Source organism: Pseudomonas deceptionensis (genome assembly GCF_900106095.1).
Classification (GTDB): domain Bacteria; phylum Pseudomonadota; class Gammaproteobacteria; order Pseudomonadales; family Pseudomonadaceae; genus Aquipseudomonas; species Aquipseudomonas deceptionensis.
In genome coordinates this window covers 2,959,029-2,978,256 of sequence record NZ_FNUD01000002.1, presented here as the reverse complement: position 1 = coordinate 2,978,256, position 19,228 = coordinate 2,959,029, and the positions used below count along the sequence as shown (strand labels likewise).

At 58.1% G+C, this 19,228-nt stretch carries 21 protein-coding genes and 1 tRNA gene; 17 read left to right on the top strand and 5 right to left on the bottom strand.

The window, feature by feature from the left end:
* Positions 1-212: 212 nt before the first annotated feature.
* The gene (locus BLW11_RS13615; RefSeq protein WP_074836787.1) at positions 213-434 is read right to left on the bottom strand and encodes a transcriptional regulator; all 222 of its coding nucleotides are present in this window, start codon (positions 432-434) and stop codon (positions 213-215) included.
* A 96-nt stretch (positions 435-530) separates the two neighbouring features.
* On the opposite strand from BLW11_RS13615, the gene BLW11_RS13610 reads away from it, so the two are divergent.
* The 4 genes from BLW11_RS13610 to BLW11_RS13595 all read left to right on the top strand — a co-directional run bounded on the left by BLW11_RS13610 (position 531) and on the right by BLW11_RS13595 (position 3,899).
* The gene (locus BLW11_RS13610; RefSeq protein ID WP_053069519.1) at positions 531-1,283 is read left to right on the top strand and encodes a S24 family peptidase; all 753 of its coding nucleotides are present in this window, start codon (positions 531-533) and stop codon (positions 1,281-1,283) included.
* Between the two features lie 25 nt (positions 1,284-1,308).
* A complete protein-coding gene (locus BLW11_RS13605; protein WP_048358247.1) occupies positions 1,309-2,397 on the top strand; it encodes a type I restriction endonuclease in 1,089 nt (362 codons plus the stop codon).
* 377 nt (positions 2,398-2,774) lie between these two features.
* Positions 2,775-3,158, top strand: coding sequence for a LuxR C-terminal-related transcriptional regulator (locus tag BLW11_RS13600; protein ID WP_048358248.1), 384 nt, complete (start codon positions 2,775-2,777; stop codon positions 3,156-3,158).
* Between the two features lie 393 nt (positions 3,159-3,551).
* Positions 3,552-3,899 (top strand): hypothetical protein, encoded by a 348-nt coding sequence (locus BLW11_RS13595; protein ID WP_048358249.1) that lies wholly within the window; start codon positions 3,552-3,554, stop codon positions 3,897-3,899.
* A gap of 107 nt (positions 3,900-4,006) precedes the next feature.
* Here BLW11_RS13595 and BLW11_RS13590 read toward each other — a convergent pair whose 3' ends face one another.
* Positions 4,007-4,210 carry a hypothetical protein gene (locus BLW11_RS13590; protein ID WP_048358250.1) on the bottom strand — a complete coding sequence of 68 codons (204 nt, stop codon included), beginning with the start codon at positions 4,208-4,210 and terminating at the stop codon, positions 4,007-4,009.
* A 116-nt stretch (positions 4,211-4,326) separates the two neighbouring features.
* Between BLW11_RS13590 and BLW11_RS13585 the strand changes: the two genes are divergently transcribed.
* The 6 genes from BLW11_RS13585 to BLW11_RS13560 all read left to right on the top strand — a co-directional run bounded on the left by BLW11_RS13585 (position 4,327) and on the right by BLW11_RS13560 (position 9,231).
* Positions 4,327-4,575, top strand: coding sequence for a hypothetical protein (locus BLW11_RS13585; protein WP_048358251.1), 249 nt, complete (start codon positions 4,327-4,329; stop codon positions 4,573-4,575).
* Positions 4,576-4,656: 81 nt separating this feature from the next.
* A complete protein-coding gene (gene yejK, locus BLW11_RS13580) occupies positions 4,657-5,697 on the top strand; it encodes a nucleoid-associated protein YejK (RefSeq protein ID WP_048358252.1) in 1,041 nt (346 codons plus the stop codon).
* Positions 5,698-5,996: 299 nt separating this feature from the next.
* On the top strand, positions 5,997-6,920 hold the full coding sequence (locus tag BLW11_RS13575) for a DNA cytosine methyltransferase (RefSeq protein WP_048358253.1): 924 nt from the start codon (positions 5,997-5,999) through the stop codon (positions 6,918-6,920).
* Between the two features lie 46 nt (positions 6,921-6,966).
* A complete protein-coding gene (locus BLW11_RS13570; protein WP_048358254.1) occupies positions 6,967-7,893 on the top strand; it encodes a phosphohydrolase in 927 nt (308 codons plus the stop codon).
* A 47-nt stretch (positions 7,894-7,940) separates the two neighbouring features.
* Positions 7,941-8,180, top strand: a complete 240-nt coding sequence (locus tag BLW11_RS13565; protein WP_048358255.1) for a DUF4224 domain-containing protein — start codon at positions 7,941-7,943, stop codon at positions 8,178-8,180.
* 1 nt (position 8,181) lies between these two features.
* Entirely contained in the window at positions 8,182-9,231 is a 1,050-nt protein-coding gene (locus tag BLW11_RS13560; RefSeq protein WP_048358256.1) for a tyrosine-type recombinase/integrase, read from the top strand.
* A gap of 98 nt (positions 9,232-9,329) precedes the next feature.
* Here the strand turns inward: BLW11_RS13560 and BLW11_RS13555 are convergent.
* Together BLW11_RS13555 and BLW11_RS13550 are read right to left on the bottom strand one after the other, a co-directional pair.
* A tRNA-Cys gene (locus BLW11_RS13555) sits at positions 9,330-9,403 on the bottom strand.
* A gap of 193 nt (positions 9,404-9,596) precedes the next feature.
* A complete protein-coding gene (locus tag BLW11_RS13550) occupies positions 9,597-10,160 on the bottom strand; it encodes a helix-turn-helix domain-containing protein (RefSeq protein WP_048358257.1) in 564 nt (187 codons plus the stop codon).
* A gap of 111 nt (positions 10,161-10,271) precedes the next feature.
* On the opposite strand from BLW11_RS13550, the gene BLW11_RS13545 reads away from it, so the two are divergent.
* The 7 genes from BLW11_RS13545 (at position 10,272) to BLW11_RS13515 (ending at position 17,449) form a co-directional block, all read left to right on the top strand.
* Complete coding sequence (locus BLW11_RS13545) at positions 10,272-11,183, top strand: DMT family transporter (RefSeq protein WP_048359477.1); 912 nt, start codon at positions 10,272-10,274, stop codon at positions 11,181-11,183.
* Positions 11,184-11,364: 181 nt separating this feature from the next.
* Positions 11,365-14,295, top strand: coding sequence for a monovalent cation/H+ antiporter subunit A (locus BLW11_RS13540; protein ID WP_048358258.1), 2,931 nt, complete (start codon positions 11,365-11,367; stop codon positions 14,293-14,295).
* On the top strand, positions 14,295-14,639 hold the full coding sequence (locus BLW11_RS13535; RefSeq protein WP_003446102.1) for a Na+/H+ antiporter subunit C: 345 nt from the start codon (positions 14,295-14,297) through the stop codon (positions 14,637-14,639). The genes BLW11_RS13540 and BLW11_RS13535 overlap by 1 nt, the downstream gene beginning before the upstream one ends.
* Positions 14,636-16,321: a monovalent cation/H+ antiporter subunit D gene (locus BLW11_RS13530; protein ID WP_048358259.1), complete on the top strand. Its 1,686-nt coding sequence runs from the start codon at positions 14,636-14,638 to the stop codon at positions 16,319-16,321. The genes BLW11_RS13535 and BLW11_RS13530 overlap by 4 nt, the downstream gene beginning before the upstream one ends.
* Positions 16,318-16,806 carry a Na+/H+ antiporter subunit E gene (locus BLW11_RS13525; RefSeq protein WP_048358260.1) on the top strand — a complete coding sequence of 163 codons (489 nt, stop codon included), beginning with the start codon at positions 16,318-16,320 and terminating at the stop codon, positions 16,804-16,806. Before BLW11_RS13530 ends, BLW11_RS13525 begins: the two co-directional genes overlap by 4 nt.
* Positions 16,803-17,081, top strand: a complete 279-nt coding sequence (locus BLW11_RS13520) for a K+/H+ antiporter subunit F (protein ID WP_048358261.1) — start codon at positions 16,803-16,805, stop codon at positions 17,079-17,081. The genes BLW11_RS13525 and BLW11_RS13520 overlap by 4 nt, the downstream gene beginning before the upstream one ends.
* Positions 17,078-17,449, top strand: a complete 372-nt coding sequence (locus tag BLW11_RS13515) for a Na+/H+ antiporter subunit G (protein ID WP_048358262.1) — start codon at positions 17,078-17,080, stop codon at positions 17,447-17,449. Before BLW11_RS13520 ends, BLW11_RS13515 begins: the two co-directional genes overlap by 4 nt.
* 98 nt (positions 17,450-17,547) lie before the next feature.
* On the opposite strand, the gene BLW11_RS13510 is transcribed toward BLW11_RS13515, so the two are convergent.
* Entirely contained in the window at positions 17,548-19,038 is a 1,491-nt protein-coding gene (locus BLW11_RS13510) for a DASS family sodium-coupled anion symporter (protein ID WP_048358263.1), read from the bottom strand.
* Between the last annotated feature and the right edge of the window lie 190 nt (positions 19,039-19,228).

Genomic DNA, 19,228 nt, shown 5'->3' with positions numbered 1-19,228 from the left:
GTCGTGGCAAGTAATGGTGCAAGGCGAGGTATCACGTCAGCGGTGTTGCGTGATGAACAAATGGTGCACATAATGGCCCCCGAAAGAAGTTGTGAAGAAGCCGGTCTAGCCACCGGCTTTTTTTTGCCTGCGATTTGGTAACTGGATGGATTAACAGCTAATCCGAGGTGCTGTTCCCTTGTGCCAAATGGCCTGACAATCGAATCTCTGGACTACGCGACCATCTCGGACCAGGGAAACGATGGGCAAAGGTCACCGCGTTTTACTTGGCCTTTTGTCAAAGCTTCGATTTGCAGAGCTCTTGGTGGGGGAATTGGCCGGTCGCCAGAGCACCACTGACTGACAGTCGGGGCTGAGACGGTAAGGCGCTTTGCCAGATCGGTCTGGCTCCCTACGATGCGGGCCGCCTCCCGAGCTGCTTGTGCTGGTGTCATGGATGTTCTCCGTTAGATCGCCGGGCAAATATAAGGCATTAGCTAATCACGGACAAGCTATTGCCTACTCAACCTGCGGATAGGCTTAATTAGGCAATGCTTACAGGTAAAGAATTAGGCGCAGCCATCGAGCAAGCTCGACTCGCCAAAGGTGTTTCAAAAAAGAAGCTCGCCGAAGATTTCGGCGTGGCGCCTCCGTCTGTCCAGGGTTGGGTGAAGACTGGGCGAATAGACAAAGCCAAGCTCATGGAGCTGATGGACTATTTCTCGGATGTGGCTAAGCCCTCGCACTGGGGTCTTAGCGATCGCGTGTCCGATTTTCTATCTGTATCGAGTCCTGTTGTGCAAGCAACTGATGTTGATCAGGAGAGCAACGTGTTTGCCATTAACTTTCGCAGAAAGAGCGCAGACATTAACTTCTTCACCATCCCCCACCTTGATGTAACGGCATCTATGGGGCCAGGCAGAAGTCCTCCCGAACACAACACCGAAGTCATACGGGATATAACTGTTCACGTTGACTGGCTCAAAAGCCAAGGCCTCAATTACTCCAGACTAGAGAACCTCGCCATCATTGATGGTGACGGCGATAGCATGGATGGCACCTTCCGTAATGGTGACTCTTTGCTCGTTGATCGCGGCATCACTGAGATTCGGACGGACGCGATTTACGTCTTCACCCTGGATGGCGACCTGTTCATCAAGCGGCTGCAGCGAATGACCGGCGGCTCGCTGAGAATGATTTCTGACAACCCGATTTATCCGGCAATTGTGATTGAAGGCGCACAACTCGAACGCGTCCATATCCAGGCAAGGGTTCTTCTCGCATGGAATGCTCGCAAACTGTAGAAAATTTTTCCCTGTGGAGGGAATCATGGAATTTGAAGAAAAGCTCGCAGGATTAGCGGCAAAAATTCGACAACAGAGCGCAGCCATTCAAACCGAAGAAGCAACTAAAAATGCTTTTATCATGCCCTTTATCCAGTCAATTCTGGGTTATGACGTTTTCAACCCGCTTGAAGTAGTGCCTGAGTTCACCTCCGATATCGGCACGAAAAAAGGCGAAAAGGTTGATTACGCCATCCTGAAAGATGGTGCCATTCAGATCCTCATTGAAAGCAAGAAAATCGGCGAGCCGTTGAACATCAACCATGCCGGCCAGCTCTTCCGCTACTTCCATGTCACAAGCGCACGCATTTCCATTCTTACAAACGGCCAGGTCTACAAGTTCTTCACCGACCTGGACGCCCCGAACAAAATGGACGAGAAGCCCTTTCTAGAACTCGACCTCCTGAATATCGACGAACACGCCATCCCTGAGCTGCAAAAACTGACCAAATCGGCGTTTGATGTGGACTCCATCATCAGCGCCGCAGGCGAGCTCAAATATGTCGGCCAAATCAAACGTATCCTGGCTGCTCAATTCAATGAGCCTGACGATGATTTCGTAAGGCTTTTCGCTTCTCGAATTTACGATGGCGTCATTACCCAAAAAGTCCGCGAACAGTTCGGCCACCTGACCAGAAAGGCTACAGTGCAGTTTCTCGGTGACCAAATTAACGAACGCCTCAAGTCCGCTATCAGCGGTAATACTCAGCCGGTGTTTTCAAGTCAGCCCGTGACGCCCTCTCTTACACCAGAGGTTGAACTCCCGGCAGACGAAGAGAAGGATCTGATTGTTACGACTGAAGAAGAAACTGAAGGCTACAACATCGTCAAAGCGATTGTGCGTACCGAGGTTGATGCCAAACGCATCGTTGCTCGTGACACCCAGAGCTATTTCGGCATTCTTCTTGATGACAACAACAGAAAGCCCATCGCCCGCCTCCACTTCAACCGTGCGCAAAAATACCTCGGCCTGTTCGATGCTGACAAAAAAGAAACTCGGCACCCGATAGAAACCCTGGACGATATTTTTCTGCATACCGATGCCTTGAAGTCGACAGCCAAACTGTACGGCTGAACCCCGCCTGGCTGGCTAAACCAGCCAACCGAGCACCTGTTTCCAGCAACAAACTGAAGCCCGCCAACGCGGGCTTTTTCACGTCCACAGGAAAATAATTAGCTAATGCCTATTTACACAAAATAGGCATTGGCTTATCTTTGCCTCGTCGAGTAGCCACACTGGCTCGACAGGCCCCAACAGGGCTCGGGTAACCGGAACGCTCTTTAACAACCTACAGACAAGCCCTGACGCCATACGGCGTTTGAGTTCAGGGAACAGCACGCAACAAGGCATCGCTTAGGCCACCGACATTCGGCGCTCAGGCTTGCTAACGGACACTTTCACTGCTGCACCTGGCTTGCCGGGTGCATCGGGAAAACAACCGAGTAAACATCATGGAATCGACAATCGTAGACGGTGCATGGAAAGGCCACCTCGGCCGAGGCCTTGCGCCGCGGGAACTGCAATTCGTGCTGTCAGTTGCCCAGGGACTGACCGCCAAAGAGATCGCCAGAGCGTTCGACATTGCGCCGGGCACCGTGGTCAAGCGACTGGCCTGTGCCATGTACAAGCTTGGCGTTCACCGTCAGGGCGCAATGGTCGCCGAAGCAATGCGTCGACAGATCATCAGCCCACTCTGCTTGCTACTGGCCGGGCTGATCGCCTTGCACGCCGCTACAGACAGCGAAATGTCGCGCCGCGACCGTCGCCCCTCAGAACGTCGCTTCGCCGAAATGCGCCTGGTGCGCCGCGCCGACGCACTTGAGCTGACCGTATAACCCGAATCAACCAGCGCCACGACAGCCTGTCGCTAACTGCCCGAGCCCCTGGTACTCCCCAGCACCAGGACGCATCGGTCTGATCTTGGGCATTACCCCGCTTGAGTACAGACCGATGCGGACGCCAACCCAGCAGACGCTGGACACCTGTATCACCCCGCCCTGCTGACGATCAAAACGGAGGATTTAGCCATGCACAAGTAATCAAAGACGGGCACGCCCGCACAGCCAGGCTCTTACATACGGTGGTGTTTTAAGAGTGCAACACGGCCCGGTTTCGACTGGGCTTTTTAATACCTGCGTTTATTCGTCAGCACTCCATTGCGCGCCCATCGGCAAACAGCGCAGCGCCTGAGTGCTGACGAATAACCGTAACCCTTTCGAGGATCGACCATGCATACATCTTTCGCCAAGCGCTGCGCAATTCTTGAAGGGTTGCGCGAACGCACACGCCAGGCCACTGCCGAGTTTTACCAAAAGCCCGGCGTAATGCCGCCGCCACTGGCTCCGCTGATCATTGTGCGCCCAAGCGGCAATAACACCTTCTCGCTGATCAACCGGGCTACTGGGGTGGTCGTAGCCGAGCGCTTCGGTCACAACAACGCCACCAGCCATGCCCGGGAACTGGAAGCCAAAGCCGCGCAGTTCAACATCAAGCAATTCGGGCAACACCTGCGAAATTGGGCTTTACGCATCGGCGCAATACTGGCCGTTTTCGTCTTCTTCGGGAGCCATCTGTGAGACGCATCAACGCCTCAGTAAGGCGCAGCCTTCGAAAAACTCAACACCATCTGCCGCCCAGCGCGCTCACAGTTGAAAAGTCAGCACTCCGGGCAGAGGTCGCGCCATTAGTTGTTACGGCTGAGCTGCAGGTTCTGGCTTGTGCATTCTGTAGTGCTAACGGTTCCCATAAATGCGTTCAGCTTCACAGCGCACCGCTCAATGTTCAGGCCATTGCGACCATCGCTAGAGATGTTCGTGACGTATGGACCGGCGGTTGTGCAGCCACCCAACACAGCGAGCAGGCACAGGGCGGTGATTTTCAGTTTCATGTGAATCCTTTGAGTAGTAGTTCAGACCGTTTAGTTGATCACAAAGCTATAGCAACTTGCCACTACACATCACCCTCTACTCCCACTGCCCCCATACGGACTTGAAGAGAAAGGCCATGGCCAAATCTGCAACCGAGCGCAAGCGCGAACAGCGCGTGCGGGACAAATTGAGCGCAAAGGAAAAAGAAGCGCTCCTGTTGTCACGCAAGATTGTCACGGCCCTCTATCACAACGATGACGCCGCGCTGAAACGTACCATGGCGCGCACCGGGATTGATGAAGAGCAGGACCTGATATCGCGCTTCATTCGCGGCGCCGACCGCATGACCGATCATCAATTAGCGGAGTTTATCCGCCTTCATTGATTGTCACGCCTGCACGTCACTAACGATAAATAACCTCGCTGCATCCGGTCACGGAGGGCGGCGCTATTCCGAGGTAAGCCCATGCCTATCCGTCACAGCATCATCCATAAGATCGACAAGAAGCCAGATGGCTCCCCCGCAGTTTTGCACGTCAGCGGCACAGAACTGGCCGAATCACAGGTCACTGAGAACCTGCTCCACGATCTGAACGAAGCCTACAACGCAAAGACTGGCAAGGGTTGGGGCTTGTTTCACGCTGAATCAGGTGCCTACCCATTCAGCGGCTGGCTGCGGGCCTATGTCGACGGCGGCGACTTTATCGAATTCAGCCGCGTCGCCGTTGAGCACCTGACCAAGCTGATGGAGGAGTCGAATCTTTCCGTTGGTGGCCACGTCTTGTTCGCGCACTACCAGCAAGGCATGACCGATTACCTGGTTATTGCACTGCTCCAGCACAGCGAGGGGATCACGGTGGGTGCTGACCTTAGTGACACGCCTTCCAAGCATCTGGACTTTGGCAACATCAACCTGGCAGCACGGATCAATATCTCGGAATGGCGCAGCAACCCTAAGTCGCGGCAATACGTTTCATACCTGAAAGGCTCGAAGGGCCGCAAAGCAACCGACTACTTCCGCGACTTCATTGGCTGCCAGGAAGGCGTCGACGGGCCGGGAGAAACGCGCACTCTGCTCAAGGCGTTCAGCGACTTTGTCACAGCTGAGGACCTGCACGAAGACAGCGCCCGCGAGAAGACTCAGGCGCTGGTCAGCTACTCAATGGCCCAGGCCAAGATTGGCGAGCCGATCACCCTCGACGAGCTGTCGGAACTGATCGATGAGGACCAGCCGAAGATGTTCGCCGACTTTATCCGGGGCAAGGACTACGGCCTGTCTGCCACCATCCCCGCGGACAAAAAGACCCTCAACAAATTCCGGCGCTTCACCGGCCGCATCGATGGCTTATCGATCAGCTTCGAGCAGCACCTGCTGGGCTCGAAAATCGAATTCGACGAAGCCGGGGGCACCCTGACGCTGCGCAGTCTTCCGACCCAGCTCACCGACCAACTCAAGCGCGCAGTCGCCTGCGTGATCGACGACCGCATAGAAGCGCACAATAGTTAACCAATCTGGCACCGGAAAACCCAGTTCGAGATGGCGCTTTAACCACGCCCTACCGGCCCACTGGATGCCAATTACATTTGTCCGGAGCGCGAGTATCGACCTGTCGCTGCCAGCGATCACCGCACTCCGTGCATTTGAATGGAGTGACTAACCGACCACGGTCTTCGACAGTTTCTCCCTTCTGAAATTTCTCAGAGGTGCCTGTTGCTTCCACCTCTTCCATAGCTTCTTGGCAGCAATTCCCGATCATAAATCCCACTCCTGAAAGTTCCCCCAAATATACTGGGCGCGGTGACCTCATGACTACAGCAATCGATTTGTTCGCCGGACTCGGCGGATGGTCTACCGGCGCCCGCAATGCGGGTGTAGATGTCCTCTGGGCCGCTAACCATTGGCCGGTTGCGGTTGAGTGGCATAGCGCCAACCACCCGGAAACACAGCACGTCTGCCAGGACTTGCACCAGGCGCAATGGGAGAAGGTCCCGCCGCACGACCTGCTGCTGGCTTCCCCATGCTGCCAGGGGCACTCGAAAGCCCGCGGCAAGAAGTCCGGCAACCCGCAGCACGACTCATCACGCTCGACTGCCTGGGCGGTGGTGTCGGCGCTGGAGTTTCATCGGCCTGAAGCTGGACTGGTGGAGAACGTCGAGGAGTTCACCGACTGGGCACTGTACCCGGCTTGGGTCGCGGCAGTGCAGGCGCTGGGTTACCAGGTAGCACCGCACGTCGTGGACTGCGCCGACTTAGGTGTGCCACAGCATCGAGTCCGACTGTTCTTGGTCCTGACCCGCAGCAAGGCGCCGCTGATGCTCGAGCTGCACCGGCGTCAGCATGTGCCAGCAGCCAGCTTCCTCAACTTTGACGCCGGCCGCTGGTCACCAATCGAGAAGCCGGGCCGAGCCCAGGCCACTCTGGATCGAGTGCGCAATGGCCGCCAAAGCTTCGGCGAGCGGTTCATCATGCCCTATTACGGCAAGGGCTCAGGCCTGACCGGGCGCGACATCAACCGCCCGATCGGCACCATTACCACGCTGGACCGATGGGCCCTGGTCGACGGTGACCGCATGCGGATGCTCAGCGCCGGCGAGGCCCTGGCCGCACAGTCCTTCCCGGCAGACACCCTGCGCCCGGACAACCACCGACTGACAATGCACATGGCCGGCAACGCGGTACCGCCGCTGGCTGGACAGCGAATCATCGAAGCATTGAAAGCCGCTTCCTAATCACCCCCCCTTCAAAGTCAGCCGCTATAGCGGCAAGGACGAAGTCATGCCTGAAAACAAATCGAAAACCATGTGCATCTACCACGGCAACTGCGCCGATGGCTTCGGTGCAGCATGGGTAGTTCGCAAAGCCCTTGGGGCTAATGTCGAGTTTGTACCTGGTGTCTACGGCCAAGAGCCACCGGATGTAACTGGAAAAGACGTTGTTCTCGTCGACTTCAGCTACAAGTACGACGTACTGGCGGAGCTCGCGTGGAGAGCGAAAAGCATAATCGTGCTCGACCATCACAAGAGCGCGGCCGAAGATTTGGGGCGCTTTGAGCCATTCCACGCAGGCATTGAAGAAGATACCCGCCGCGATGACGGGACCCCACTACTCGGATGGAAAACAGCGCACGACATGGCCAACTCACAAAACGGCCCATCGATCGCCTGCTGTTTCGATATGAACAGAAGCGGGGCAATGCTCGCGTGGGATCACTACTTCCCAGGCCAAGAGCCCCCTCAGTTACTGCGGCACATCGAAGATCGCGACCTTTGGCTGTTCAAGCTTGAAGGAACGCGGGAGATCCAAGCCAACCTGTTCAGCTACCCCTACGACTTTGAAGTATGGGACCAACTTATGGCCGCTGATGTACTCACCCTGGTATCCGATGGGGCCGCAATTGAGCGCAAGCATCACAAGGATTTAGCAGAGTTAGTTGGCGTGACAAAGCGAAGGATGCTGATCGGAGGTTTCGACGTACCTGTCGCATCCCTACCTTACACACTGACCAGCGATGCCGGCCACTTAATGGCCCAGGGCGAACCCTTTGCAGCCTGCTATTGGGATACGCCGACCGGACGAGTGTTCAGCCTGCGCAGCACTGATGAAGGAATGGATGTTTCGGAAATTGCCAACCAGTACGGAGGCGGTGGCCACCGCAACGCTTCAGGGTTCCGCGTGCCATTCGGCCATGTACTGACTCTCTGATCCCATCAACCTTCTGCCGCCCAGCGCGGCGGCATGGAGACACGCCAATGGAAACTGAAATCCTCTCCGAGGAAGAGCTGGCCGACCTTACCGGCTACAAACACCGTGGCTATCAGCGCCAATGGCTCAAGGCTCGCAACTGGGTCTTTATCGAAAGTCGCGGTGGTCGCCCTCTCGTTGGCCGTATGTTCGCCCGCATGAAGCTCGGAATAATTTCGCCAACACTCGCAGCCCAACCCCCACCACCAGCCCCTACCTGGACCCCTGACTTTTCTCGAGTAAGTTGAAATGCGCCCTCGCAAAACCGAAAACCAACACCTACCGCCAAGGATGTATCAGCGCACGCGCCTACGTAAAAACGGGAAAGTGTGGACGGCTTACTATTACCGCGATGCAACGGGCCATGACATTCCGCTGGGCAAGGATATTAACCAGGCCCGTATGAAGTGGGCCGAACTGGAGTCGAAAGAAAAACCTTTAGACCTGCTTGTAATGAGAGGGATATTTGATCGATACGCCAGAGACATCATTCCAAAAAAGGCCCCGAGGACGCAAAAAGACAATGCTGCCGAACTTCGCCAGCTGAGAGCGGTATTTGATGACGCGCCCATTGATGCAATATCGCCGTCTATGGTCGCCCAATACCGCGATGCCCGATCAGCCAAGACGCGAGCTAATAGAGAGCTCGCCTTGCTCTCGCATGTATTCAACATTGCCAGGGAGTGGGGGTTAACTCGACAGGAGAATCCGTGCCTCGGTGTTCGCAAGAACAAAGAGAAGCCCAGGGACTATTACGCCAATGACGAAGTATGGGCAGCCGTATATGGCTGCGCACCACAAGAAGTTCGGGACGCAATGGACTTAGCCTATCTGACAGGGCAACGCCCGGCAGATGTTTTGGCGATGCGCCGCGACGACATGGCGGGGGATTTTCTGCTGGTACGACAAGGCAAGACCGGCAAGCGCCTGCGCATTCACTTGAACACCAGTATCGGCCGCAGCAGTCTAGGGCTGTTGCTTGACCAAATCATGCAGCGCAATGCTGCTCACACCTCGCCTTACTTCATTCTCAGCAAAAGCGGTGTGCGGGTGTCCTGGCAAATGATGCGCAATCGTTGGGACGCCACCCGCCTGCTTGCCGCTGACAGGGCAAGAGCATCGGGATCTGAGGAGGAGGCAAAGCGGATCATGCAATTTCAATTTCGTGATATCAGGCCAAAGGCCGCGTCAGAAATCGCAGACATTTCAGAGGCGAGCGCGCTTCTTGGGCACTCAAAAGAAGGGATTACGGAACGGGTTTACCGGCGTATCGGAGCCATCGCCAAGCCCACAAAGTGAATTAGTTATGGAACACCATGCCCAAAGTAATGGAACACTTCACTTTCCTGCGCCCAATAAAAAACCCCGTAGACCTTGATCTACGGGGCTTTCGAATGTGGAGGCCGAAGCCGGAATCGAACCGGCGTGGGCGGATTTGCAATCCGCTGCATAACCATTTTGCTATTCGGCCAATTGTGCTTGAGGTTTCTTGAGAAACATCAAAAACAAGAGTTTGTTACTGCGACTTATCGCTACAACTATTTGATTCTTCAGCGCTTCAGGTAGTTGCCCCCGGGCTGATGGCGCGCATTATGTACTAGAAGGTGGAAGCTGGCAACCCCCTGAATTCTAATAATTTTTAGTTATTCTCCTGCCCCCCTTTTTCAGATCACCACATTGCGCACAAACCGCAGTATTCCTTCGCCCTCATTGCGGTAGGCGTGGGGTCTGTTGCTGGCGTACATGTAAAACTCCCCCGCGCTAAAACGCAGCGCCTGGTCGTCTATCAGCAGGGTCAGGCAGCCTTCGATCACATACAGCTGTTCGCTCCAGCCCTCGGCATCTGCCTGGGAGTGGTATTGCTCTCCCGGCTCCAACGTCCATTCCCAGAGCTCGACTTCGCGGGTTGCGGTGGCTTTGGACAGTAGCACTGCTTTGCTGCCCGCCTTGGTGCCCGTCCAGGCCACTTCGTTGATGCGGCTCGGGTCAGGGGAACCCGGCGCCTGGATCAAGTCGCTGAACGCTACATTCAATGCCTCCGCCACCCGGTCAAGGGTGCTCAGGCTGACGTTTTTTTCGCCCGCCTCTATAGCAACCAGCATCCGCCGACTCACGCCCGACAGTTCTGCCAAGGCGCTCTGGCTCAGGTGCGCCAACAACCTGAGGCGGCGCACGTTCTGGCTCACATGTTGTAAAACGGACGCACGTTGTGAATTTTCTTTGGGCACTATATTGCTCACCTTGTGGGGCTGCGCAGTATACTGCCCAGCTTTGACGCATTGTGCGTCTCCCTTCCTGTAACACGCAAGGTTGCGACGCCATTGAAATCTTTCAGCCTGATGTCTTTGACTTCCCGTTTCAGCAAAGCGGAATGCGTGCTGATCCTGATCACCATGGTGTGGGGCATCACCTTCTTGTTGGTGCAGAACGCGCTGACGGCCAGCGGGCCGATGTTTTTTGTGGGGCTGCGCTTTGCCGCGGCGGCAATCATCGTCTCCCTGTTTTCAATGCGCAGCCTACGCGGCATTACTCTGTTCGAGCTTAAGGCCGGGATGTTTATCGGGGTGTCGATCATGCTCGGCTATGGCTTGCAAACCATTGGGCTGCAGACCATCCCCAGCAGCCAGTCGGCCTTTATTACAGCGCTCTACGTGCCTTTTGTACCGCTGCTGCAATGGCTGGTGCTGGGGCGCCGGCCCGGGCTGATGCCGAGTCTGGGGATCATGCTGGCCTTTGCCGGGCTGATGCTGTTGTCCGGCCCTGGCGGCGCGTCTCTGGATTTCAGCCCCGGCGAAATCGCCACGCTGATCAGTGCCATTGCCATAGCGGCTGAAATCATTTTGATCAGTGCCTACGCCGGCAAAGTCGATGTTCGACGGGTCACTGTGGTGCAGTTGAGTACGGCTTCTATTCTCGCGTTTTTGATGATTGTGCCCACACAAGAAGCCATACCTGACTTTTCATGGCTATTGTTAGCCAGTGCGGTAGGCCTGGGTGCCGCGAGCGCCGTGATTCAGGTGGCCATGAACTGGGCCCAGAAAAGCGTTTCACCCACCCGCGCCACGCTTATTTATGCAGGTGAGCCGGTATGGGCCGGTATCGCAGGGCGCCTGGCCGGTGAGCGTCTGCCCGGTATTGCACTGCTGGGCGCGGTATTGATTGTTGCGGCGGTGATCGTGAGTGAGTTAAAAATCAAAGGCAAAAAGCTCGACGACCCCCAAGAAAAACAAGGGGATCAAGCCTGCGATTAACGCCGAAAAACTGAAAAGCAATACGAATAGTCTTACTCGCAAGCGGTGATACGAGCGAAGAACTGAAGGAAACCTTTACCGGTTATCGACAGACTTTGTAGGATTCAGCCACAGGTTCGCTGTTGGTGATCCGCAACTCGCCACGTATGATCGCTTACAAACTCCTGCAGATTAGAAGCCTATGTCCCTGATAGTTCTACTGCTTCTGCCCTTTGTCGGCAGCTGTCTGGCGGCTGTTTTGCCGCACAACGCCCGTAACAGTGAATCATTGCTGGCCGGTCTGATTGCATTGATCGGTACAGTTCAAGTAGCCCTGCTCTATCCGCAAATCGCCCATGGTGGGGTGATTCGTGAAGAGTTCATGTGGCTGCCCAGTCTCGGCTTGAACTTTGTCCTGCGCCTGGACGGGTTCGCCTGGCTGTTTTCGATTCTGGTGCTGGGCATCGGCACGCTGGTGTCACTGTACGCCCGTTATTACATGTCACCCGAAGACCCGGTGCCGCGTTTCTTCGCCTTTTTCCTGGCGTTTATGGGGGCCATGCTCGGCCTGGTGCTGTCGGGCAATCTGATTCAGATCGTATTTTTCTGGGAGCTCACCAGTCTCTTTTCATTCTTGCTGATTGGTTACTGGCACCACCGCTCGGACGCCCGACGCGGCGCTTATATGGCGCTGATGGTCACGGGCGCCGGGGGACTGTGCCTGCTGGCGGGGGTCATGCTGCTCGGCCATGTCGTCGGCAGCTATGATCTGGATGCAGTGCTGGCTGCCGGCGACAAGATTCGCGCCCACAGCCTGTATCCGATTCTGCTCCCGCTCATCCTGATCGGCGCCTTGAGCAAAAGTGCGCAATTCCCGTTTCACTTCTGGTTGCCCCACGCAATGGCGGCGCCCACCCCCGTATCGGCTTATTTGCACTCGGCGACCATGGTCAAGGCCGGTGTTTTTCTGCTTGCCCGCCTCTGGCCTTCGCTTTCGGGCAGTGAGGAATGGTTCTGGATTGTCAGCGGCGCGGGGGCCTGCACCCTGGTGCTGGGCGCTTATTGCGCGATGTTCCAGAACGACCTCAAAGGTCTGCTGGCCTACTCCACCATCAGCCACCTGGGGCTGATTACCCTGCTGCTGGGCCTTAACAGCCCGCTGGCAGCCGTGGCTGCGGTGTTCCACATCCTGAACCATGCGACCTTCAAGGCCTCGCTGTTCATGGCCGCCGGCATCATCGACCACGAAAGCGGCACGCGGGATATCCGCAAGCTCAGCGGTCTGTTCAAGCTGATGCCCTATACCGCGACCCTGGCCATGGTGGCCAGTGCGTCCATGGCCGGGGTGCCGTTGCTCAACGGCTTCCTGTCCAAAGAGATGTTTTTCGCTGAAACGGTGTTTATCAATTCCACGGCCTGGGTCGAAATCGCCCTGCCGGTGGTCGCGACCATCGCCGGTACATTCAGCGTGGCTTATGCGCTGCGCTTTACCGTGGATGTGTTTTTCGGCCCGCCCGCAACCAACCTGCCCCATACCCCCCACGAACCGCCACGCTGGATGCGCGCCCCGGTCGAGCTGCTGGTGTTTACCTGCCTGATGGTGGGCATATTCCCGGCACAAACCGTCGGCCCGCTGCTTGCTGCCGCTGCCCAACCGGTGGTGGGGGGCGAGTTGCCCGAGTACAGCCTGGCCATCTGGCACGGCCTGAATGCGCCGATGATCATGAGCCTGATCGCCATGTCCGGCGGCATCGTGCTCTATGTGTTGTTGCGCAAGCAGCTCAAGCTCGAGCGCTTCCCGCTGCCGCCGCTGATCAAGTACTTCAATGGCAAGCGCTTCTTCGAGCGCAGCCTGGTGGTGATCATGCGCGGCGCGCGGCGCATCGAGCGACGGATCAGCACCCAGCGCCTGCAAACCCAGCTGTTCCTGCTGGTGCTGGCGGCGGTGATCGCCGGGTTGATCCCGCTGCTCTACAGCGGTCTGGGCTGGGGCGACCGGCCGAAAATCCCGGGTTCGATCGTGTTTGTGACCCTGTGGCTGATTGCGATGGCCTGCGCCCTGGGCGCCGCCTGGCAAGCCAAGTATCACCGTCTCGCAGCACTGACCATGGTCAGCGTGTGCGGCCTGATGACCTGCGTAACCTTCGTCTGGTTCTCGGCCCCTGATCTGGCCCTGACCCAACTGGCGGTTGAAGTCGTGACCACGGTGCTGATCCTGCTGGGCTTGCGCTGGCTGCCCCGGCGGATCGAGGAAGTCTCGCCATTGCCGGGCACCCTGCGCAAGGCGCGTATCCGTCGTCTGCGTGACTTGTTGCTGTCCACGGCGGTGGGTGGCGGTATGGCGATCCTGTCCTACGCCATGTTGACCCGCCAGACCCCCAACGACATTTCATCGTTCTACCTCAGCCGTGCCTTGCCTGAAGGCGGCGGCAGCAATGTGGTGAATGTGATGCTGGTGGACTTCCGGGGCTTTGACACCCTGGGTGAGATCACGGTTCTGGCAGCGGTGGCACTGACCGTGTTTGCCCTGCTGCGGCGCTTCCGCCCGTCCAAAGAAAGCATGCAACTGCCCTCTCAACAGCGCTTGCTGGCCAAGGACGTGATGACCGATCTGGTCAACCCGCGCAGCGCCAGCGATACCGCACTGGGCTTTATGATGGTGCCCGCGGTGCTGGTGCGCTTGTTGCTGCCGATCGCCTTCGTGGTGTCGATGTACCTGTTCATGCGCGGTCACAACCAGCCGGGCGGCGGTTTCGTCGCCGGCCTGGTGATGAGTGTGGCGTTTATTCTGCAGTACATGGTTGCCGGCACGCAGTGGGTCGAAGCGCAGATGAGCCTGCGACCCTTGCGCTGGATGGGGACCGGCCTGATGTGCGCGACCCTGACCGGCCTTGGCTCGATTGCAGTGGGCTATCCGTTCCTGACCACCCACACCGCCCACTTCAGCTTGCCGCTGCTGGGGGATATCCATGTGGCCAGCGCCCTGTTCTTCGATATCGGCGTTTATGCGGTCGTGGTCGGTGCCACCCTGCTGATCCTCACGGCACTGGCGCACCAGTCGGTACGGGCCCATCGCCCGAGCAACCAGCTGGCCCCGCAACCTGCCCGTCAAACCAAAGAAGGAGCCGCCTGATGGAAGAAGTCATCGCTATCGCTATCGGCGTTCTGGCCGCATCGGGTACCTGGCTGGTTCTGCGCCCGCGAACCTTCCAGGTGGTCATGGGCCTGTGCCTGCTGTCTTACGGGGTCAACCTGTTCATTTTCAGCATGGGCAGCCTGTTTATCGGCAAGGAACCGGTGATCAAGGACGGCGTGCCCCAGGACTTGCTCAACTACACAGACCCGCTGCCCCAGGCGCTGGTACTCACCGCCATCGTCATCAGTTTTGCCATGACCGCGCTGTTTCTGGTGGTCTTGCTGGCCTCTCGGGGCCTGACCGGTACCGACCACGTTGATGGCCGGGAGCCTAAAGAATGAATTTGATGCCGCATCTGATCGTTGCGCCCATTCTGTTACCGCTGCTGACTGCGGCCATCATGCTGTTGCTGGGGGAAAAACACCGCCCGCTCAAAGCCCGGCTCAACCTGGTTTCCACCCTGATCGGCCTGGGCATCTCGGTGCTGTTGCTGCTCTGGACTCGACAGCAGGCCATCCCGGCCTCCATCGGGGTGTACCTGCCCAGTAACTGGCAAGTACCGTTCGGGATTGCCCTGGTGGTTGATCACCTGAGCGCCCTGATGCTGGTGTTGACCGGCATCATCGCCAGCTGCGCCCTGATGTTCGCCATGGCCCGCTGGGACCGCGCCGGGGCCAGCTTCCACGCGCTGTTCCAGATCCAGCTGATGGGCCTGTACGGGGCCTTCCTGACCGCCGACCTGTTCAATCTGTTCGTGTTCTTCGAAGTGCTGCTGGCCGCCTCCTACGGCCTGATGCTCCACGGCTCGGGCAAGGCCCGGGTGTCGGCGGGGCTGCATTACATTTCGATCAACCTGCTGGCGTCTTCGTTGTTCCTGATCGGGGCGGCCTTGATCTACGGGGTGACCGGTACGCTGAACATGGCCGACCTGGCACTGAAGATCCCTCTGGTGCCCGAGGCTGATCGCGGCTTGCTGCATGCGGGCGCGGCCATTCTGGCGATTGCGTTCCTGGCGAAGGCCGGGATGTGGCCGCTGAACTTCTGGCTGGTGCCGGCTTACTCCTCGGCCAGTGCACCGGTGGCGGCCCTGTTCGCGATCATGACCAAGGTCGGGATCTACACCGTGCTGCGTTTGTGGACCCTGCTGTTCTCCGGGCAGGCCGGAGCGTCGGCGTACTTTGCCGGCGACTGGCTGATCTACGGCGGCATGGCGACCATCGTCTGTGCCGCGATTGCCATCCTCGCCGCCCAGCGCCTGGAGCGCATGGCCAGCCTGAGCATTCTGGTGTCCGCCGGCATCCTGCTGTCGGCCGTGGGGTTTGCCCAGCCCAACCTGACTGCCGCTGCGCTGTTCTATCTGGTCAGCTCCACCCTGGCCCTGAGTGCACTGTTCCTGCTCGCCGAGCTGATCGAGCGTTCGCGTTCCTCTGCCGACCTGGTACTTGAAGACGATGCCGAGCCGCAACCCAGCCTTGCCGAGTCTTCCACTCCGCCGCGTGGCAGCAACCTGGACGACGAGCAAAAGGTGGTGGTCGGGCAGATCATTCCTTGGACCATGGCCTTTCTGGGGCTGAGCTTTATCGCCTGCGCCCTATTGATCATCGGGATGCCGCCGCTGTCCGGGTTTATCGGCAAACTCAGCCTGCTCAACGCCCTGCTCAATCCGATGGGCCTGGGCAATGCGACTGACGAGCCGATTTCAACGGCGGCCTGGAGCCTGTTGGCGCTGTTGATTCTCTCGGGGCTGGCGTCGTTGATTGCCTTTTCGCGCATGGGTATTCAGCGCTTCTGGACGCCCCTTGAGCGTGAGTCGCCGATACTGCGCCGCATCGAATGCCTGCCCATCGTGCTGCTGCTGGGGCTGTGTGTGGTACTGACCATCAAGGCCGAGCCGGTGTTGCGTTACACCCAGGCCGCTGCCGACACCCTGAACAACCCTGAGCGCTACGTCATGGCCGTGATCGGCACCCGCCCGGTACCGAGCCCTGAAGCCAGGGCAGCAACACCGGAGGTGCAACCATGAAGCGTCTGTTTCCCGCTCCCTGGCTGTCCCTCGCGCTGTGGGCGCTGTGGTTGTTGCTCAACCTGTCGCTGAGTGCCGGTAACCTGTTGCTGGGCGCCGCGCTGGCCATTGTGGCGCCGCTGATGTTCGCGCCATTGCGGCCATTGCCGGTGCGCATCCGGCGCCCGGGGGTGATTCTCAAGCTGTTCTTTCTGGTCGGCCTCGATGTGGTGGTTTCTAACATTGCCGTGGCCTGGGGTGTGCTCAGGGCCGGTAAACACCCGCCACGCTCCCGGTTTATCAAGATCCCCCTGGACTTGCGTGATGCCAACGGCCTCGCGGCCCTGTCGATGATCACCACCGTGGTGCCAGGCACCATCTGGTCGGAACTGGCACTGGACCGCAGCGTCCTGTTGTTGCATGTGTTCGATCTGGACGATGAGGCGCAGTTTATCGAACACTTCAAAACCGCCTACGAACGCCCATTGATGGAGATCTTTGAATGAGTGCCCTGCTCACCAATGCCATCCTGCTCAGCCTGTTCATCTTCAGCCTGGCCATGGTCCTGACCGTGATCCGCCTGTTCAAGGGCCCGTCGGCCCAGGACCGGGTTCTGGCGCTGGACTACCTGTACATCCTGGCCATGTTGATGATGCTGGTGCTGGGCATCCGCTATGCCAGTGACACTTACTTTGAAGGCGCATTGCTGATTGCCCTGTTTGGCTTTGTGGGCTCTTTTGCGTTGGCCAAATTCCTGCTGCGTGGCGAGGTGATCGAATGAATTCCCTCAGCGAGTTGTCGCTCTGGATCGAAATACCGGTGGCCGTGCTGCTGGTGCTCAGCAGCCTGTTTGCCTTGTGCGGCGCTGTCGGGTTGTTGCGCCTCAAGGACTTTTTTCAGCGCATGCACCCGCCGGCCCTGGCGTCGACCATTGGTGCGTGGGGGGTGGCGCTGGCGTCGATCCTGTACTTTTCTGCGCTTAAATCGACACCGGTATTGCACGCCTGGCTGATGCCGATCCTGCTGTCCATCACCGTACCCGTGACCACCTTGCTGCTGGCCCGGACCTCACTGTTCCGCAAGCGCATGGCGGGCGAGGATGTACCGGCGGAAGTCAGCAGCGGCGGGCGTAGCGAAAACGGTAGCTAGGTGGGAGCGAGCCTGCTCGCGAATGATCTTCGCGCGCAGGCTCGCTCCCACAGTTGAGTTATCTCTGTACATCCACAGCTACTCCGGTTGGCGGCTTTTTACATCCAGCCCAACCAGCTCCAGTACGTTGCGGCGAACAGCAACATCAGCAAGTACCCCACTGCGGTAACGATCAGCCCGACCTTGGCAAACTGCTTGGCAGTGAAGGTTTGGGTGCCCAGGCACACCATGTTCTGCGGCGCATTGATCGGCAGGATAAACCCGTAGCTGACTACAAAGCCCAGCAACATGGTCATGCCCAGGCGGTTGAATTCACCCGGCAAGGTTTGCAGCACCGCGATCAAAATCGGCAGCAGCGCCGAGGTCAACGCGGTGGCACTGGCAAAACCCAAGTGAATCAAAATCAGGAACGCCCCCAGAATCGCAAAGATCCCCAACGGCCCCACCTTATCCAGGCCGGTGTTCTGCACCACTTGCACGCCCAGCCATTGCCCGGCCTGGGTGGTCAACAACGCAGTGCCCAGGCTGATCCCGACCCCGAACACAATCACCGTGCCCCACGGAATACGTGATTGAACATCTTTCCAGGTCATGACGCCAAAGCGCGGCAACAGCAAGAAGACCAATCCGGCATAAGTGGTGGATGTCGTGTCAAAGCTGTGCAGCTTGCCTTCGGTGGCCCACGCCAGCAGCAACGCTATCGAAACACCCATCAGGCGTTTCTGCGGCCCGGTCATGGGGCCCAGTTCGGCCAGTGATTTTTCGACCGCCTCTTTGCCGCCGGGGATGCTGTCGCTTTCCGGCGGGAGCATTTTGAGCACCACAAACAGCAATACCGCCGACATGATGATGGCCCAGGGCGCACCGGCGATCAGCCAGTCGAGCCAGTTCACGCGGGCGCCGAGCATCTTGTCCATAAAGCCTACGGTCAGCAGGTTTTGCGCGGCAGCCGTTTGAATCCCTACGTTCCAGATACTGGTGCCCTGGGCCACGACAATCATGATCCCGGCGGCGATGTTCGAGCGTTTGTCCACGCCAAACGCCAGGATCACACCCATCATGATCGGCACCACGCAGGCACTGCGGGCAGTGGCGCTGGGCACCACCAGGCTCAGCAGGATGGTGACTGCAATAGCCCCCAGCAGGATGCGCCGGGTGCTGGTACCGATGCGCGACAGCGTGACCAACGCAATGCGCCGGTCCAGACCGGTGTGGGTCATGGCGGCGGCAATAAACAACGCACCCGCCACCAGTGCCAGGGCGGCATTGGAAAAGCCAGTCAGGGCCATGGTGATGCCGGCGGACGTGCCGTAGAGCCTGGACGGGTCATCCAGGGTAGGCGCCATGCCGATCAGGAACGCCATCAAGGACGTGATCATGATGGCGCTGGCTTCGTACGACACCGCTTCGGTGATCCACACCACCACGGCAAATGCCAGGATCGCGAGCATGCGATGGCCGGCTACCGGCAAGTCGGCGGGTAATGGCAGCAGTAAAATGCCGATCATGACCAGGACCGCAATCACCAGGCCTATGGGGAGTTTCGCTTTTGCCGTAGCAGGCGTCGGGGTGGTTGCAGGCGCATTCATGGCCATTTCCTTGTGCTTGAAAACCCGTGCAGCATAGGTCAAGAACAAGCGATGGGGCTTGATGCCTGTCAATCGTGAGCGTAGCCGCTGAGGAGCGAAGCGAGGCTGCGATAAGGTCCGCAGGACCTTCAAGATTTCAGGGTCGCTGCGCAACCCATCGCAGCCTCGCTTCGCTCCTCAGCGGCTACTT